Below are 16017 nucleotides of genomic sequence, written 5' to 3' on the forward strand. Positions count from 1 at the left end.
AACCGGATTGGCAATGCAAGGCTGCCGACAATTCGTTATCATGCCCGCTAAATTTAACGACAAGGCCGTGGAAATTATCATGCTGTGGTTCAAAAATTTAATGGTTTACCGTCTTAGCCGCGAGATTTCGCTGCGTGCAGAAGAGATGGAAAAACAGCTAGCCTCGATGGCATTTACCCCATGCGGCAGCCAGGATATGGCGAAGATGGGCTGGGTTCCTCCGATGGGATCACACAGCGATGCGTTAACGCACGTTGCCAATGGTCAAATTGTTATCTGCGCGCGCAAAGAAGAAAAAATCCTCCCGTCTCCGGTGATTAAACAGGCGCTGGAAGCGAAAATCGCCAAACTGGAAGCGGAACAGGCGCGTAAGCTGAAGAAAACCGAAAAAGATTCGCTGAAAGATGAAGTGTTGCACTCTCTGCTGCCTCGCGCCTTCAGCCGTTTCAGCCAAACCATGATGTGGATCGACACGGTGAACGGTTTGATCATGGTGGACTGCGCCAGCGCCAAAAAAGCGGAAGATACGCTGGCACTGCTGCGTAAAAGCCTGGGGTCGTTACCGGTTGTGCCATTGAGCATGGAAAACCCGATTGAACTGACGCTGACCGAATGGGTACGCTCCGGCAGCGCGGCACAGGGCTTCCAGCTGCTTGATGAAGCCGAGCTGAAATCGCTGCTGGAAGATGGCGGCGTGATCCGCGCGAAGAAACAAGATCTGACCAGCGAAGAGATCACCAATCACATTGAAGCCGGAAAAGTGGTGACTAAACTGGCGCTCGACTGGCAGCAACGCGTTCAGTTTGTGATGTGCGACGATGGTTCGCTCAAGCGCCTGAAGTTCTGCGACGAGCTGCGCGATCAAAACGAAGATATCGACCGCGAAGATTTTGCCCAGCGTTTTGACGCCGATTTCATCCTGATGACCGGCGAACTGGCAGCGTTAATTCAAAACCTGATCGAAGGATTGGGCGGCGAAGCGCAACGTTAATAGCTGGTTTGCCTTCAATGCCGGATGCGACGCCTCGGTGCGTCTTATCCGGCGTACGAAGCCATGCCAGGCATTAATCTAATCATTCGCTACGTCGGATGATGATTTTTAACGCTGCAATATTGTGTGTTTTACGCCGTAACTGATCTAACCGCCTCGTCCCGATTCGCCTGTCGGCAGCACGCAGAATATTCACTAACCCCCACTTATCACTGGCAAACTGTTTCGTTAACAGCTCCGCTTTCGGTGTATCAATATATTCACGCAATAAATTAGAAATTGAACAAATATCCGTCAGGTAAGGATACCAGCAAGTTTCGCCGTGAAAATTTCGCACTCCATGATTACCCGCGACAAAATCTTTTGGATAATCCCAGATAACATCTTGATCCAGAGTGATCCAGTAACGCGGCAAATCGGTGCTTCCACCATTTTGGCTGCGCATTGGATAACGGGTACAGTGAATTTGCAGATTGATGGTCGGCGTCAGTAAATCATAGATTTCCCGCTGTAATTTACTCCAGGGCCGTGACCTCATTTTAATTCCTCAAGCTTATTGCGCGCTTCACTACGAATTTTCCGTGTCGATCCGGTTTTAACTAATTCACGTAATTGTTGTGGATCAGGATGATCGGCAAATAACAGTAATGACGGATCCTCTTTTAACCACGCCGTTTTCACCTCAGCAGGCAGTTGCGGATTGGCAATCGCTCCCTGACGATCCTGCGGTGTAACCAATGCTGTGAATGCAGAAGTCGGCGTATGCGCATTAATCAACGCCGTTTTACGTAATTGTTCATGCCGACTTTGCAGTAATGCCAGCCAAAACTCATCATCAGGCTTATCTGTCAGCTTATCCAGCTCGATTAAAATAACGCTATCATCATCATTCCAGCGACGTAATCCTCTATCACACTGCCTACGATTACTATTTGCCATGTCTGTAACAGACAGCGCCCAGTCAGCATTAAAGCGATATTGCTTATCAAGACGGGCAATAATCTCTGAGGGTAAATCATTTTTATCAAATAACTGATTGCGCATCCGGTAACGATATTCAGCCGGTAAATCAGGCAGCAAATCGATGGCGTCATTGAGCATTGCTTCATCTATTATGCCATTATCAATCAGTTCCAATTGTATATCATACGCCTGCTCCTGATCTTCTTGCCGTTTGCTCATCATTAATTGCAATGTGCGCTGCCACAATTTTTTCTTATATTCCAACGGCAGCAGTTTATCGTGTGCTAATTTATTCCAGACAGCGGGGTTATCATGATGTGTCAGGAGATAGTTAATCACTTCAGTTGACGTCAGATAACGCGCACCTTCACGTAAATATTGTATATCTTCTTTTGCCAGCGACAGTTGGCGCGCTTCAGGTAAAGCAATAAATAATGCCATAACGATATTTTTATGGTCTTTATTATCGAGATACATTTGATCTGCAATACGTTCAATATCGGGAATACTCATGTTTGCAGAAAGCCGCGTAACTTTGAGTTCCGCAAGGGCATGAGCTACGGCTTCACGGACCTTAAGTGATTGATCGTTACTCAGCGCCACAGCTTGTCGTGTAGTCAAATCGGCACCAGCAATTCGTTCGCGTAGTTCATCATCATCGCTATTTATCAGTTCATCCACCACGGATGCAGGCGCCAGCCATGCGTAATCGTACTGGCTGACTAACGTCTTACGCACAATCGGAAACGGACTCTGACTTAATAGGGCAATGATTTCCGGAGAAAGATTATCCTGTCTGGCCTGCTCAAGTTGGACGCTCTCGACAGGCGTCGACATTAATTTTTCATTCACTTCTGGTGAAATATGGCTGTTTTTAATCAGTCCTTTCGCCACTGCCTGGTCTTTAATAAAAGGCGCGGTGAGTAAATGCATTTGCCTGGCGGGCCAACGCTGCGCCATATATTCTCGTGTCTGGTCATCAGGATGCTGTAGCAATTGCAGCATAACATCAGTTGGTAGACTCTCCATGCGAGTCAGAAAACGCGCCACCAGCGGATCTTCATGCTTAACGTTGCCAGCCGCAAATTTTTCGACCTTGCCCTGTTCAATCCACTGCAATTTTTCACTTAACCCCGATACAGGTTTATCGCGAAACAACGGCAATCCCTGGACAATACTGGCCGCTACACTGTCATAATCAGGATAGGCATTTAAAACATTGTCGGTTTCAATTTCAGTAATCTCATAGAGATCGGGCTCAAACAGCGAATACGCTTTTCGAATATTCGCATCCCAGTCATAATTTTCATTGCTGGTATCTTCGTTGATATAAAACTCAGCGTTATTAACCTCAAATTGCGTCGCCTTGTCTGAAACAATAATTCCGCGAGCCGTAATACCTTTCATTACTTCAAAGTTATGATCATTATAATCAGCATAGACTAAACCTTTCGCTTGCATCTCACCTTTGACGTATGCGAAATCATGATTAATAAAGTTATCGACAATCACATTGCCCAACACAATGAGTTGACCATCACCTGCCGAATAATCATCATAATCACCATTAATGGTTAAATTCCCCTTGACCACCAGGGTATGCTTATTACTAAAATTGCTGGGTATTGATAAATCTCCATTATGATAATACCAACGAATGTTATTTTTAAGCATATAAGAGGCTTCCATACTATCATCGGTTTCCTCTTTAACTCCATTACGTTCTTCTGCGGTCATGATATGGAAATCTGACTTAATAAGATCATCGCTCGTGATCCACTTTGCAGCGTAAACATTTTCGGTGGCAATAAATACAACCATACAGATGATCAATATTTTTATTTTATTCATAATTTTCACTGATATTAATATCAACCTTGATAGATTATGAATATATCGAAAATAGAAAAATTAGCAGCAATGGAGATTTTATTATTCGTGAAATAAGGAATATTTCAGAAAAATGCCCTCCCATTCAGACGGGAAGGCGCGATATTACAGATAGCGGCACAAATAGGAGGTCGGTTCGGCAACTTGCAGATGGAACTCGCTGTGGCCGGGAACATTAAATACTTCACCAGCTTCATACACGCGCCAGTCGGTAGCGCCAGGCAGCAAAACATTCAGCGCCCCGCTGACCACCGTCATCTCTTCGGGTTCCGCAGTACTGAACATGTATTCACCTTCAACCATCACACCGACGCTGGCGCGGCCAGTATCGCTGCTGGTAAAGCCGATCGATTTCACTTTTCCGGAAAAGTATTCGTTACTTTGAAGCATAAACTGGCCCTGTCAGGTGGTTTAACATCTTCTTCACTATAGGGGCCAAAGGTGCTAACTGTCACGTAAAATTACACCAGCAATTCCGCCGCCAGCCTGGCAATCAATACGTTAGAGAGCAAAACAGGTACATCGAGCTTTTTTTGCAGTAAATCGCGATGACGCTGATTAAATCCTAAACAATCCAGCATGATGACATCCGCGCCATTCGCCAGCAATTCTTTCCCGGCATCAACGATTTTCTGTTCAGAATCATGAATGGGATTTCCCAGCGAGAATAGTGGTGTTCTCTGCAAAATTTGCCATTTTTGCGCCTGAACGGCCAAAAGCTCTTCTACTGGAACAATAACACCGACCTGGTGACCTTCAACAATGGAGGAAACCAAGGGTGGGAGAATGCGCAAAGGCTCGAGGAAGATCGTATTTCGCGCTGTCATATTGCTAATGTTGGCCGTACTCATTAGCAAAATAACGTCATAATCCTGATTATCGAGTACCTCAATCACGCTTTGTAGATCACGCTCCACTTTACGGCGTGAAACGTGGGCCAGCTGGTTGTCATTTAATAATGTAAGAATAGTTTCTTCGCCTGCTTCTGGCGCATACTCCGCCATCACCTCTTCGCGGCTTAATTTCCCCAGCAGGCTATGATGGGAAATATTATTTTCGTCAATGTACTCCGTCAGAAGCGGCAAAACTTCATGCATTGGTACAATGCCGATGGTCAGAATCGCCAACGACGCGCTCATTGTCTTCCACCTTTCTTTTTCGTCGTTAATTACCGGGCAAATACTAAGCACCACAGCGGGCGCTTGCCGATGCTACAAATGCAAAAAAGCGTAGCAGCAGACGCGCACGGCATAATGTAAAGATTCCCAATAGTTCCAGTAATGGATTGTTATTGTTTAATATTCTAATTATTTGAAAAACATGAATTGTGAAAAGTGTGATGCAGGTCCGTTGCAATAGCACTCAGAGTCCCTTCCGAGCAGTCTGATGCGGTCACTCTTTATCAGGATCCTCATAGCGTTTTTTAGCATCCATCGCCTCCTGGGCCGTAGGATGTTCGCTGATCAAAGAGTCTGGTTTGGGATGATCGGCTCGCAGCTGATACCAGGTCACAGTCTGTCCTTGCTGGCCTTTTTCTACCGTAACAATTCTGGCTTCTCGGGGATAAGGCGGTTTCGTTGGCATTGTTCTTCCTTATTTCACGGGATGAACATTAAGTATAGGTGCCAGGACAATGACAGTTTGCCGTTTGTGCCAAAGCGGTTCGAATTTCAGAGATCACCTGACTGGGTTCGTTGTTAGCATCGACGATAATATGCGCAACTTCACGATATAATGCATCGCGTTCTTCCAGCACTTCCTGAACTTCTTCACTTAACGGTTTTCCTGTGAGTGTTGGCCGTAAATCCTCTTCTGGCGCTGCTTGCAGACGATTTACCAGCACTGACACCGGCGCGCACAAGTAAACCACAATCCCGTTATTACGCATGTAGTGGCGATTAAATTCCGTCAGAATAATACCGCCGCCCGTCGCGATAACGGTGGATGGTGCAGTAACTGCTTCCAGAGCGGCGCTCTCCCTGGCGCGAAATCCTGCCCACTCTTCCCTTTCGACGATCTCTGCTACCGTCATATTGAGTTGTGATTGCAACCATTGGTCGGTATCAACAAACCGACAGTTGAGCGAATCGGCAAGGGCCATTCCGACCGTTGTTTTACCACAGCCCCGAGGCCCGATCAGAAAAAGAGGTTGTGTCATCGTGGGTTTTCCCCAAAAGGTCGCAATGCGGCGAAAGCCGGTTTCGTAAGAATAACGATCATACCATCAAACTAGTACAATTTCGATTGTAAAGAAATAATTCCACTTAAGGAGCGAACTTCAATACATTCCTTACTATATCAAGAAATGAGCGAGAAAGAAGTGTAAACAATATATTACATTTACGAACGGTTACGTTGAACTTCCAGCCACCATTTTTCAAGTTCAGCCGCAAATGCCTGGCGGTCACGTTGCGAAAGGCTATCTGGTCCTCCGGTCTGGATGCCGCTGGCTCGTAGGGTATCCATAAAATCGCGCATCGTCAGACGTTCACGAATAGTCGCAGGTGTGTACCGTTCGCCACGCGGATTAAGTGCTGCCGCGCCTTTCTCGATGGCTTCAGCAGCCAAAGGAATATCTGCGGTTATTACCAAATCGCCCGCCTCACACTGACGTACAATTTCATTATCAGCCACGTCAAAACCTGCCGCGACGCGCAGCGTGCGAATAAACCGCGATGGCGGCACGCGTAAACTCTGATTTGCCACCAACACCAGCGGCATCTGCATACGTTCTGCCGCGCGATACAGAATCTCTTTAATTACATTGGGACACGCATCGGCGTCCACCCATATTGTCATAAGGCTATCCTCTGTTGGGTAATCCTCTATTGTGTCGCGCTTTTGCCTTCCGGCATAGTTCTGTTTATGCTTCTGACCAGGCGCTTTTCAAAATAATGAATTCACGGCAGGAGTGTGCAATGGAAAAGAAAATCGGTTTTATTGGCTGCGGCAATATGGGAAAAGCCATTCTCGGCGGTCTGATTGCCAGCGGTCAGGTCCTTCCAGGGCAAATCTGGGTGTATACCCCCTCCCCGGATAAAGTTGCCGCCTTACATGAACAGTTTGGTATCAACGCCGCAGAATCGGCACAGGAAGTGGCGCAAATCACCGATATCGTCTTTGCTGCCGTCAAACCGGGCATCATGATTAAAGTCCTTAGCGAAATCACTTCCAGCCTGAATAAAGACTCTCTGGTGGTTTCTATCGCCGCAGGCGTTACGCTCGACCAACTTGCCCGGGCGCTGGGTCACGACCGGAAAATTATTCGCGCCATGCCGAACACCCCCGCGTTGGTCAACGCCGGGATGACATCCGTAACGCCAAACGCGTTGGTCACTCCCGAAGATACTGCCGATGTGCTGAATATTTTCCGCTGCTTTGGCGAGGCGGAAGTCATTGCTGAGCCGATGATCCACCCAGTGGTTGGCGTGAGCGGTTCTTCGCCAGCCTATGTCTTTATGTTTATCGAAGCGATGGCCGACGCCGCCGTGCTGGGCGGGATGCCACGCGCGCAAGCATACAAGTTTGCCGCCCAGGCGGTAATGGGTTCCGCGAAAATGGTGCTGGAAACCGGCGAACATCCGGGCGCCTTGAAAGATATGGTCTGCTCACCAGGAGGCACAACCATTGAAGCGGTACGCGTTCTGGAAGAGAAAGGATTCCGTTCCGCTGTGATCGAAGCGATGACGAAGTGTATGGAAAAATCAGAAAAACTCAGCAAGTCCTGATGACTCTCGCTGGACGTCAGGCCGCCACTTCAGTACGGTTACGTCCGGCTCTCTTTGCTTTGTAGAGCGCCATATCAGCCGATTTCAGCCACTCACGGTAGTGACTCATTTGCGGATTCAGCGGCGCGATACCGACGCTTATCCGTAATATCACCTGCGGCGTATTTGGCAGGCGTAATGCATTTAATCCTTCATGCACACGTAACATGGCGGTAATGGCGTTTTCGGCTGGCGTACCTGACATAATTACCGCAAATTCATCACCACCAAAACGACCAATCACATCGCTGCCACGCAGGGTAATTTGTAACTGTCGGGTAAGGGCAACGATTGCTTCATCACCGACATCGTGACCCCATGTATCGTTGATACTCTTAAAATGGTCGATATCAATAATCAATAGCGTCGCATCGCGATTGTGTCGGCGGCAGTTATCAAACTCATTACGTAGCATAATTTCCCAGTGACGCCGGTTGTAAACGCCCGTCATGCCGTCGCGGGTACTCATGACCTGCAATCGTCGTTTATGTTCAGCCAGTTTGGTCGCTGTCTGGTAGCTGACCCAGCCAAACAGCAGAGGATAAATGACGATAATGGGAAGGGAGAGCCACCATTCCAGCGGCGCACTCTTGAGCGACACCGTGATCCCCGTGAGTTCGAGTGTGACAAGGCAGGAAACGACCATCAACACCAAACCGGCGACAAACAGACGGGGGCCCCCTGCCCCCATCAAATTCAGGCACATAATCATCAGCATTGCGATCGAAGGCAGCACGTTTACGCCCATCACGCCTACCCACATACCGGCTAACACTGCATCAGTTTTTAAGTTGTATATTTCCCGGCCAAGCGGATCAACGGCCCTGCTCGCCAACTGCCAGGCTAAATGCGGCCAGACAAATGCCCAGCCAACCAACACCAGCCACCACCAGCCTGACAGCGGGTGCGAAACCAACGTCGAGGCGATTGGTAAGAACATCCCAGCCAGTCCTACCGCTCGCGGTAGTCTGACGCGACGGGCGAAGCGCAGCCCGGATCGCTGATGTTCGTTTTGAGGAGCTAATGGTGGTATCTCCCCGTGTGCCGCCGCTTTTTTGAAAAAATTTTCATCATTCATTATTTTTGGGAACATTCAGAAACAATTTTCCCAAATTATAGAGATGGGGCGAAAGGCGGGAGTATGATATTTCGGGTGAGCCATTTTCTTAACTCACCCGTTAGCACTATAGGTTTTACGCGGCTTTCTTGAGGCAAGTACTCATAAACTTATTACGATCATCACCTTTCAGAGATTGCTGCGTCGCCTGACTATTACATTCGCGCATCTTCTGCTGCTGCGGCGTCAAACTCTTTTCACCGGGCGCAGATTTGCTGTTCTTCAGGCAATCACTCATGTATGTCTTACGGGCATCCCCTTTCAACGCCTGCGCTGTCGCCTGTTGATTACAGGAGGTCATACGCTGTTGTTGTGGGGTTAACGTTCCCTCGGCAGCGCCGACAGTGGTTAAAAAAACCAGGCCGAATAGCAGGGTAACCAGTAATGTTATTTTCATAGCACCATCCCTCTTCACATTTTAACCAGGAGCGTTTGCGCCCTTGATCTGCTTTTAAGTCTGGTTGCTAACAGCAAAAAAACCACCCGACAGCCAAAATTAGCCGCCGGGTTCGGTGTTATTTCAGCCCCAGTGCAGCTTTCATGGTGTAGAAGAGATCGGTCTGATCGGTCAAACCAACCACATTCGCAGCGTGCGGACCATATGCAGCAATACGCAACTGGCTACCGGTATGCTCTTGTGAATCCTCTTCGGAGTTCCCGTAACTCATCACCATCACTGCGCCATCTTTGGTGTTTAACGCCTGAGTCAGACCCGGCGCTTTGGTATCTGGCGCGACAATCTGGCTGGCGTGGGCGTGGTCAGCGGTGACCACCACCAGTGTGTTGCCATCCTTTTTGGCAAATTCCAGCGCCCGCTGTACGGCTTCATCGAGATCGACCGTCTCGCCAATTTGGCCACAAGGATTCGCGGCGTGATCCTGTTTATCGATCGACGCACCTTCAACTTGCAGGAAGAATCCTTTCTCATTTTTGCTCAGTAGTTCAATGGCTTTATCGGTCATCTGCGCCAGCGTAGGCACACTGTCATTGCGTTGCGGATTCGGGGTACAGGTGACTGCGGGCTTATCGATATTACCGTGGTACGTTGCTTTCGGTCCTTGCCAGCGCACTGGCATATTGCCGTCAGCAAACAGTCCAAGCAGGGGTTTTTGCTGGTTCGCTTCCGTCACCGCATTCAGCGATGCGGTATCGCTGACTAACTGATAACCACGCGCCTGCGCCTGTTCACGCAGCGTTTTTCCCTGCCATTCACCGGCGGTAGCCGTTTCAGCAAAGGTTTTTGCACCGCCGCCAAGCGTAACATCTGCACGGGCGTTAAGCAGTTGTTCAGTAATCGATCCTTTTCCACCTTTTTCCAGCGCGTTGCTCGGGCATTTTTCGCTGGTAACGCTCGGACCATAGCATTTGCGCGAGGTCACATGTGCCACTAGCGCGGCGGGAGTGGCATCCTGTATTTCAGCCGTTGAAACGTTGCCGGTCGCCAGCCCTGCGGCTTTTGCCAATTCCAGAATCGTTGGATGATCTTTTTCATGAATATCGACACCCAGCGCGCCGTTATACGTTTTGACGCCAGTTGACCAGGCTGTTGCTGACGCTGCGGAGTCGGTCACGTAGTCTGGTTTTCCGGTTTTTTTATCCAGCGCATAATGGGTGTATTGTCCGGTAAGCGGCAAGGCATCGATCCCTTTAAAAAAACCGCCCGCGCCTTCAGCATAATTGCGTGCGGCAGTGATTTCCGAATCCCCCATCCCATCACCAATCAATAAAATAATATTTTTCGCGGGTTTATCGCTAAGAGAATCGCGTAAGGCAGCGGTCTGATCGCTCGTTAATCGGCGTGCGCCGCCAGGCGCGGTAATATCCCCCTGTGCCGCCCGGTTTTCCAGAATTGGCATCTCTGGGGTCCGGGCTTTAGTAACAGGGGTAAACAGTAACGGCAAGAGAGCCAGTGCAATAGTGCTTTGTTTCACTTTATTTTCTCCATGTACAAATACATTAAAAAATAAAAACAAAGCGACTATAAGTCTCTGGCATGACAGCATTATGACAACTGTTGGAGGGCTTAACTTTTTACTGACGAGGATGCCTCAATAACTTCTTTACGTAATCGCGCAGCAGCTCCGTATCGTCATCAGGAATGCTGGCATCGGGCTTTACCGAGTATAGCGCCCCTTCTACCTGATCAATCAACCGCTGTTGGTCATTTTGCGCCATATTGCGAAGCATCGCAGTAACGATAATCTCTAGTGCTTCGACCTGCGCGCACAATTCTTTCGACTCCTCTTCCTTTTGGGCAAGCTTAAATAACAACTCAGCAATGAGATTTTTCATATCTGTATTTCCTTATCCAAAGTATGGAGAAGTTAACATTATGTTTCACAACTGCATAGAGTCTTGATGTAGTATTTTTATGACAGAGGAAATAATTTTAGCAAATATTTTTTTCACATTTATCAGCGAAACGTTTCTCTATTTTTAAATAATTCCACACATAAAATATAGGTGTACAATTATTAATGTTTTTTATAATAAAAAGTTATGGAATATATACTCTTGGTTAACTTATTATTACGTATAATAACCATCCAGGCAGCAATTCACACCAGGAATAAATTAGTTTCCCGTTCATCATTTTTGTGATCTTACGCACATAATTTAGTCAGCGATGAATCTTACCCCGCAAGCTGCACGGTTTATCAGCAGAAGATTGCAACAAACTGTCAGAAGGCCGCGAATCCCCCGTTTTGTCGTGGTAATGTATGCTCTTTGTGTTCTACGGGATAGGTTTTTAAGATGGAAAAACTGCGGGTAGGAATCGTTTTTGGTGGAAAGTCAGCAGAACATGAAGTGTCTCTGCAATCGGCAAAAAACATTGTCGATGCCATTGATAAAAGTCGCTTTGACGTTGTGCTGCTGGGCATTGATAAACAAGGGCAATGGCACGTCAGCGATGCCAGCAATTATTTGCTGAACGCAGACGATCCTGCCCATATTGCGCTGCGCCCTTCGGCCACCAGTCTCGCGCAGGTGCCGGGTAAACATGAACAGCAACTTATTGATGCGCAGAACGGCCAGCCGTTGCCGACGGTGGATGTCATTTTCCCAATTGTCCACGGTACGTTGGGTGAAGATGGTTCCTTGCAGGGAATGCTGCGGGTCGCCAATCTACCGTTTGTCGGTTCCGATGTTCTGGCTTCTGCTGCATGCATGGATAAAGACGTCACCAAACGTCTGCTGCGTGACGCTGGATTGAACATCGCGCCATTTATTACCCTGACGCGCGCCAATCGCCACAAAATCAGCTTCGCCGAAGTGAAGTCTAAACTTGGGTTGCCGCTGTTTGTAAAACCAGCTAATCAGGGTTCCTCTGTTGGCGTCAGCAAAGTGACCAGCGAAGAGCAGTATGCCCTTGCTGTCGATCTGGCGTTCGAATTCGATCACAAAGTGATCGTTGAGCAAGGGATCAAAGGTCGTGAGATCGAATGTGCGGTTCTGGGTAATGACAATCCGCAAGCCAGTACCTGTGGCGAGATCGTACTGACCAGCGATTTCTACGCCTACGACACCAAGTACATTGACGAAGATGGCGCGAAAGTGGTGATTCCTGCGGACATTGCGCCGGAAATCAACGATAAGATTCGGGCGATTGCCGTTCAGGCTTACCAGGCGTTGGGATGTGCTGGCATGGCGCGTGTAGACGTCTTTTTAACGCCGAAAAACGAGGTGGTGATCAACGAGATCAACACGCTGCCAGGGTTCACTAACATCAGTATGTATCCGAAGCTGTGGCAAGCCAGTGGCCTGGGCTACACCGACCTGATCACACGTTTGATTGAGCTGGCGCTGGAGCGTCACGCAGCGGATAACGCACTGAAAACCACCATGTAATTTTTGGATGCCCAATAACTTTTTTATTGGGCATTTCAGGCTGATGGCAAACGTAAGATTGCCTGATGCGCTTCGCTTATCAGGCCTACCAGATAATTGCAATATACTGATTTTGCACGATTTTGTAGGCAGGATAAGGCGTTTACGCCGCATCCGGCATAAACAACGAGCACTTTGCCAGCACTCCAGAACGCCCAATCTTCTGTTATTGGGCGTTTTCAGTATCGTCATCGCGACGGCGAATAATCAGTCCCGCCAGCCAGAAGCTAATCACCCACGTCACCAGCCCCACCGCGTAGGTCTGCCAGCCTTTTGCTTCAAACCCCAGCAACCCCACCACGCCATTAAGAATGAATATAAGGCCAATGGCGAACGCATAGTAATGCCAGTCGCGGCGGATTTTTACAGGCAGATTCATGGCAGCTCCGTTAACGAAAAACAACATCCTTGCATATTCTGCAACATCCGTCTGTGGTGTAGACAGCATTTCCAGAACCGTTAAGAAATTTAACTTAAGGTTGCAATTTTGTGAGTCATGACGAAGATTCTCGCTTCGGGAATATTCCCAACATCAATTTACCATGATTCTGATATTGACAATCCCAATGACCTGTCAGACTTGCCATAAGCCGCTGGTATCACACCAGAAGAGAAGCAGATGACTTCCGGAGGTTTTTATGGCTGATTTCACCCTGTCAAAATCGCTGTTTAGCGGAAAATATCGCGATGCCTCTTCAACGCCTGGCAACATTGCCTATGCATTGTTTGTGCTGTTTTGCTTTTGGGCTGGGGCGCAATTGCTGAATTTGTTGGTGCATGCGCCAGGTGTCTATGAGCGTTTAATGCAGGTCCAGGAGACTGGCCGCCCACGAGTGGAAATTGGTCTGGGAGTCGGCACCATTTTCGGGCTGATCCCGTTTTTGGTTGGCTGCTTCATCTTTGCGGTGGTTGCGGTGTGGCTGCACTGGCGACATCGCCGCCAGTAAGATTTATTTTGCCAGATGCGACGTAAACATCTGGCCTACGATTACCTATTGGTCACGGCTTCATACAGCGCGCTCGTCTTTCATCGACGCGCTTCGCAAACCATGCGGTGGTAAGGTTACGGGTGATTTTCGGGCTTTCCAGTTGAATACCGGGCAACATTTCACGCGGTAGCGATTTACCCGTTTTCGCTTCGGCGAGTTGATAAACCTTCTTATACAACGCCGTCTCTTCAAAAGAGAAACTATCCCCTTTCTCGAGCTGACGACGAATTTCGCTGTCGCTCATTCCCAGTTTGCCCGCCAGCTTACGCGTCGCCAGTTCTGTTTTACCCGGCTCTTTACTGTCATAACGAATCAAATCACCATCCAGCGCCAGCTTCACGCCGCTGGCTTTGCTGACCGCATTCTGAAACGCGGCATTACGACTAGCGTACCAACCGGCATTAAAATCGGCGAAACGGAAAATCGGCGCGCTATAGCTGGCAGGATAATTGAGTAAATGGTAAGTCCCGAACCATAATCCGCCGCGACGACTGAAGACCTCCTGACGTACCGTACCGTCCATTTTCCACGGATACCCCCTGGTATGCTGTTCGGCAAAAGCAATGCTGACCTGCATCGGCCCACCGGTGCGCACCGGGTTAAGCGAACCAAACAGCGTCTGCCCCATCGGCACCATGCTGATCAGATCGTCAAAAATTGCACTCAACTGCTTTTCCGTGCGCACGGAATCTAACCGTTCGCTGTAGCTTTTGCCGTTCGGCGATTTGATTTTTAGCGCGGTATGAACCAGAAAAGCAGGAATGTGCATCCGTTCGGCGCGGCGGTCAATCTCTTGCCAGGCGATTTTACTTAATCCAGGAACGACCGGATCCGCCTGATAATTTGACTCCTGTTGCGCCACCGCCAGCACCGAGCAGACATTTTCCAGTGTCGGTGCCAGCCCCTGGCTTTCAAAAGTGGTGGCAAGATCTTTCGCCCAGGCATCGCGGTCTTTTACGCTGGCGGGTAACTTCTGCCGCACCACGCTCGCCACATCTATCGCTTTTTCGCCCTTTTTCAACGGCTGTGGCGCCTGACTGCTACACCCCGCTAAAACCAGAACCGCCAACAACGAAAGCGAAGACAGATGGTTGACTCGCGACATTACCTCTCCTTTTTAACTCAATGTATGGGTTACTTCCTGAATTTTGTCATTATCCAGTTCATGTTCAAAGCTGCGCAGACGTTTGTAGATCGACATCAACTCGACCAGCGTGGTCCATGAGTTAATCAGATACTGGAAAGCGCCGCGAACCTGACCAAAAACGTTGGTGATTTGGGTCATCAGGCCGAGCGTAATCGTACCGGCAACAATCGACGGAAACAGCAAGAACAAACCGAAAACGTTATCGACCTGCAGGTAGAGAATGCGGGCGATGTTGAAATACATATAGTGAAAATAGAGGCGGAAATAGTTCTTCCGTACCGCGCTGAACAACTCGCGCACCGTTGGCGGTGTCGCACGCGTGGCGTCGTCTTCACCATAGACCAGCTCTTTACGGTAAGCTGCTTCTACTCGCTGGTTTTTAAACTCAAGTCCCGGCAGTTTGATCCCTACAACCGCCAGTAATCCGGTCCCCATCAGCGACCAGATAATCGCGGCAATCACCAAACCATACGGAATGTGCCCCACAATCGGCAACTCTGGCACGTGCGCGGAGAGCGTCACCAACACCGGCAAGAAGGCGATCAGCGTCATGATGGCGTTAATAAAGCTGACGCCCATATTCTCAAGCGTTGAAGCAAAACGCATGGTGTCTTCCTGCACACGCTGCGCGGCCCCTTCGATATGGCGCAGTTGCTGCCAGTTCGCCATGTAGTATTCGTTCATCGCCGTACGCCAGCGAAACACGTAGTGGCTGACAAAGAAATTGTTCAACACACTGATAACCACCGCGATCAGTGCTATCCCCAGAAAGACGCCCACCTCGCGATAAAACTGTTCGATGGTCACTTTATGCGGCGAACTGAGCGCGGTTTGAATCAGGTCATAAAACGGTGCATACCAGGCGTTGACTGCAACCCCAACTTCCACCAGAAACCAGGTCACGAAGATAATTAGCGCAGTGCCGAGTATTGACCAGTATTGCCAACGATGTGGGCTGTAGATAAACCAGAACAGCGCGAAAAGTCCTACGCAAACAATGTAATAAGCGTAAAAAACCAGGAAGTCTAACGACCAGAAACGGGCAGCGCTAATCGGTATCTGCCCAGAAGCCCCGGTGATGTGGGCAACCCAGTCACCGCCTCCCGCTTGCCAGAAGATGACGGCAATCAATGCCCAAACAAAGGCCGAGAGAAAAAAGGCTCCCGGTTTTGGGAAAAAAGACTTAAACATATGCTCTCCTGCTAGCTTCTTATCGTTTTAGCAACTGCTGTGTATTAACCGCATGGCCGCTTCAAAGAATCAGC

At 48.8% G+C, this 16017-nt stretch carries 18 protein-coding genes; 4 read left to right on the top strand and 14 right to left on the bottom strand.

Annotation, left to right across the window (positions count from 1 at the left end; translation table 11 throughout):
* The first annotated feature begins 79 nt into the window (after nucleotides 1-79).
* Nucleotides 80-991 carry a recombination-associated protein RdgC gene (gene rdgC / locus D9738_RS12830; RefSeq protein WP_130206205.1) on the top strand — a complete coding sequence of 304 codons (912 nt, stop codon included), beginning with the start codon at nucleotides 80-82 and terminating at the stop codon, nucleotides 989-991.
* Between the two features lie 82 nt (nucleotides 992-1073).
* Here the strand turns inward: rdgC and D9738_RS12835 are convergent, their stop codons facing one another.
* The 7 genes from D9738_RS12835 to D9738_RS12865 form a co-directional block, all read right to left on the bottom strand.
* Nucleotides 1074-1529: a hypothetical protein gene (locus D9738_RS12835; RefSeq protein ID WP_130260317.1), complete on the bottom strand. Its 456-nt coding sequence runs from the start codon at nucleotides 1527-1529 to the stop codon at nucleotides 1074-1076.
* Complete coding sequence (locus tag D9738_RS12840) at nucleotides 1526-3805, bottom strand: DUF2773 domain-containing protein (RefSeq protein ID WP_130260318.1); 2280 nt, start codon at nucleotides 3803-3805, stop codon at nucleotides 1526-1528. The genes D9738_RS12835 and D9738_RS12840 overlap by 4 nt, the downstream gene beginning before the upstream one ends.
* A gap of 144 nt (nucleotides 3806-3949) precedes the next feature.
* On the bottom strand, nucleotides 3950-4234 hold the full coding sequence (ppnP, locus tag D9738_RS12845) for a pyrimidine/purine nucleoside phosphorylase (protein WP_130206199.1): 285 nt from the start codon (nucleotides 4232-4234) through the stop codon (nucleotides 3950-3952).
* Nucleotides 4235-4305: 71 nt separating this feature from the next.
* On the bottom strand, nucleotides 4306-4983 hold the full coding sequence (locus D9738_RS12850) for an AroM family protein (RefSeq protein WP_130206197.1): 678 nt from the start codon (nucleotides 4981-4983) through the stop codon (nucleotides 4306-4308).
* 253 nt (nucleotides 4984-5236) lie between these two features.
* Nucleotides 5237-5428: a protein YaiA gene (gene yaiA / locus D9738_RS12855; RefSeq protein WP_130206195.1), complete on the bottom strand. Its 192-nt coding sequence runs from the start codon at nucleotides 5426-5428 to the stop codon at nucleotides 5237-5239.
* 28 nt (nucleotides 5429-5456) lie between these two features.
* Nucleotides 5457-6002, bottom strand: a complete 546-nt coding sequence (gene aroL / locus D9738_RS12860; RefSeq protein ID WP_130223263.1) for a shikimate kinase AroL — start codon at nucleotides 6000-6002, stop codon at nucleotides 5457-5459.
* A gap of 182 nt (nucleotides 6003-6184) precedes the next feature.
* Entirely contained in the window at nucleotides 6185-6643 is a 459-nt protein-coding gene (locus D9738_RS12865) for a YaiI/YqxD family protein (protein WP_130223265.1), read from the bottom strand.
* Nucleotides 6644-6762: 119 nt separating this feature from the next.
* On the opposite strand from D9738_RS12865, the gene proC reads away from it, so the two are divergent.
* Complete coding sequence (proC, locus tag D9738_RS12870) at nucleotides 6763-7572, top strand: pyrroline-5-carboxylate reductase (RefSeq protein ID WP_130206189.1); 810 nt, start codon at nucleotides 6763-6765, stop codon at nucleotides 7570-7572.
* 16 nt (nucleotides 7573-7588) lie between these two features.
* Here the strand turns inward: proC and adrA are convergent, their stop codons facing one another.
* From adrA to iraP, 4 genes are all read right to left on the bottom strand, one after another.
* Nucleotides 7589-8704, bottom strand: coding sequence for a diguanylate cyclase AdrA (gene adrA / locus D9738_RS12875; RefSeq protein WP_130260319.1), 1116 nt, complete (start codon nucleotides 8702-8704; stop codon nucleotides 7589-7591).
* Between the two features lie 100 nt (nucleotides 8705-8804).
* Nucleotides 8805-9125: a phosphate starvation-inducible protein PsiF gene (gene psiF / locus D9738_RS12880; RefSeq protein WP_130260320.1), complete on the bottom strand. Its 321-nt coding sequence runs from the start codon at nucleotides 9123-9125 to the stop codon at nucleotides 8805-8807.
* Nucleotides 9126-9243: 118 nt separating this feature from the next.
* On the bottom strand, nucleotides 9244-10659 hold the full coding sequence (gene phoA / locus D9738_RS12885; RefSeq protein ID WP_130260321.1) for an alkaline phosphatase: 1416 nt from the start codon (nucleotides 10657-10659) through the stop codon (nucleotides 9244-9246).
* Nucleotides 10660-10759: 100 nt separating this feature from the next.
* Complete coding sequence (iraP, locus tag D9738_RS12890; RefSeq protein ID WP_064527081.1) at nucleotides 10760-11020, bottom strand: anti-adapter protein IraP; 261 nt, start codon at nucleotides 11018-11020, stop codon at nucleotides 10760-10762.
* Between the two features lie 462 nt (nucleotides 11021-11482).
* Here iraP and ddlA point away from each other — a divergent pair, with 462 nt between their 5' ends.
* Entirely contained in the window at nucleotides 11483-12577 is a 1095-nt protein-coding gene (gene ddlA, locus D9738_RS12895) for a D-alanine--D-alanine ligase (protein WP_130260322.1), read from the top strand.
* Nucleotides 12578-12782: 205 nt separating this feature from the next.
* Here ddlA and D9738_RS12900 read toward each other — a convergent pair whose 3' ends face one another.
* Complete coding sequence (locus D9738_RS12900; protein ID WP_130237775.1) at nucleotides 12783-12995, bottom strand: DUF2754 domain-containing protein; 213 nt, start codon at nucleotides 12993-12995, stop codon at nucleotides 12783-12785.
* 259 nt (nucleotides 12996-13254) lie between these two features.
* On the opposite strand from D9738_RS12900, the gene D9738_RS12905 reads away from it, so the two are divergent.
* Complete coding sequence (locus tag D9738_RS12905) at nucleotides 13255-13563, top strand: YaiY family protein (RefSeq protein WP_064527077.1); 309 nt, start codon at nucleotides 13255-13257, stop codon at nucleotides 13561-13563.
* Nucleotides 13564-13615: 52 nt separating this feature from the next.
* On the opposite strand, the gene yaiW is transcribed toward D9738_RS12905, so the two are convergent.
* Together yaiW and sbmA are read right to left on the bottom strand one after the other, a co-directional pair.
* Nucleotides 13616-14710: a surface-exposed outer membrane lipoprotein YaiW gene (yaiW, locus tag D9738_RS12910; protein ID WP_130215392.1), complete on the bottom strand. Its 1095-nt coding sequence runs from the start codon at nucleotides 14708-14710 to the stop codon at nucleotides 13616-13618.
* A gap of 12 nt (nucleotides 14711-14722) precedes the next feature.
* Nucleotides 14723-15943: a peptide antibiotic transporter SbmA gene (gene sbmA / locus D9738_RS12915; RefSeq protein WP_130215390.1), complete on the bottom strand. Its 1221-nt coding sequence runs from the start codon at nucleotides 15941-15943 to the stop codon at nucleotides 14723-14725.
* Between the last annotated feature and the right edge of the window lie 74 nt (nucleotides 15944-16017).

The organism is Escherichia sp. E10V5 (genome assembly GCF_004212315.1).
In the GTDB taxonomy this organism is placed as follows: domain Bacteria; phylum Pseudomonadota; class Gammaproteobacteria; order Enterobacterales; family Enterobacteriaceae; genus Escherichia.

Excerpts from the sequence above, each read along its gene's own strand:
- D9738_RS12840 (WP_130260318.1), bottom strand. The coding sequence starts at position 3,805 with ATGAATAAAATAAAAATATTGATCATCTGTATGGTTGTATTTATTGCC.
- D9738_RS12900 (WP_130237775.1), bottom strand. The coding sequence starts at position 12,995 with ATGAATCTGCCTGTAAAAATCCGCCGCGACTGGCATTACTATGCGTTC.
- ddlA (WP_130260322.1), top strand. The coding sequence starts at position 11,483 with ATGGAAAAACTGCGGGTAGGAATCGTTTTTGGTGGAAAGTCAGCAGAA.
- D9738_RS12865 (WP_130223265.1), bottom strand. The coding sequence starts at position 6,643 with ATGACAATATGGGTGGACGCCGATGCGTGTCCCAATGTAATTAAAGAG.
- ppnP (WP_130206199.1), bottom strand. The coding sequence starts at position 4,234 with ATGCTTCAAAGTAACGAATACTTTTCCGGAAAAGTGAAATCGATCGGC.
- psiF (WP_130260320.1), bottom strand. The coding sequence starts at position 9,125 with ATGAAAATAACATTACTGGTTACCCTGCTATTCGGCCTGGTTTTTTTA.
- proC (WP_130206189.1), top strand. The coding sequence starts at position 6,763 with ATGGAAAAGAAAATCGGTTTTATTGGCTGCGGCAATATGGGAAAAGCC.
- D9738_RS12905 (WP_064527077.1), top strand. The coding sequence starts at position 13,255 with ATGGCTGATTTCACCCTGTCAAAATCGCTGTTTAGCGGAAAATATCGC.
- yaiW (WP_130215392.1), bottom strand. The coding sequence starts at position 14,710 with ATGTCGCGAGTCAACCATCTGTCTTCGCTTTCGTTGTTGGCGGTTCTG.
- D9738_RS12850 (WP_130206197.1), bottom strand. The coding sequence starts at position 4,983 with ATGAGCGCGTCGTTGGCGATTCTGACCATCGGCATTGTACCAATGCAT.
- aroL (WP_130223263.1), bottom strand. The coding sequence starts at position 6,002 with ATGACACAACCTCTTTTTCTGATCGGGCCTCGGGGCTGTGGTAAAACA.
- adrA (WP_130260319.1), bottom strand. The coding sequence starts at position 8,704 with ATGTTCCCAAAAATAATGAATGATGAAAATTTTTTCAAAAAAGCGGCG.
- D9738_RS12835 (WP_130260317.1), bottom strand. The coding sequence starts at position 1,529 with ATGAGGTCACGGCCCTGGAGTAAATTACAGCGGGAAATCTATGATTTA.
- yaiA (WP_130206195.1), bottom strand. The coding sequence starts at position 5,428 with ATGCCAACGAAACCGCCTTATCCCCGAGAAGCCAGAATTGTTACGGTA.
- sbmA (WP_130215390.1), bottom strand. The coding sequence starts at position 15,943 with ATGTTTAAGTCTTTTTTCCCAAAACCGGGAGCCTTTTTTCTCTCGGCC.
- iraP (WP_064527081.1), bottom strand. The coding sequence starts at position 11,020 with ATGAAAAATCTCATTGCTGAGTTGTTATTTAAGCTTGCCCAAAAGGAA.
- rdgC (WP_130206205.1), top strand. The coding sequence starts at position 80 with ATGCTGTGGTTCAAAAATTTAATGGTTTACCGTCTTAGCCGCGAGATT.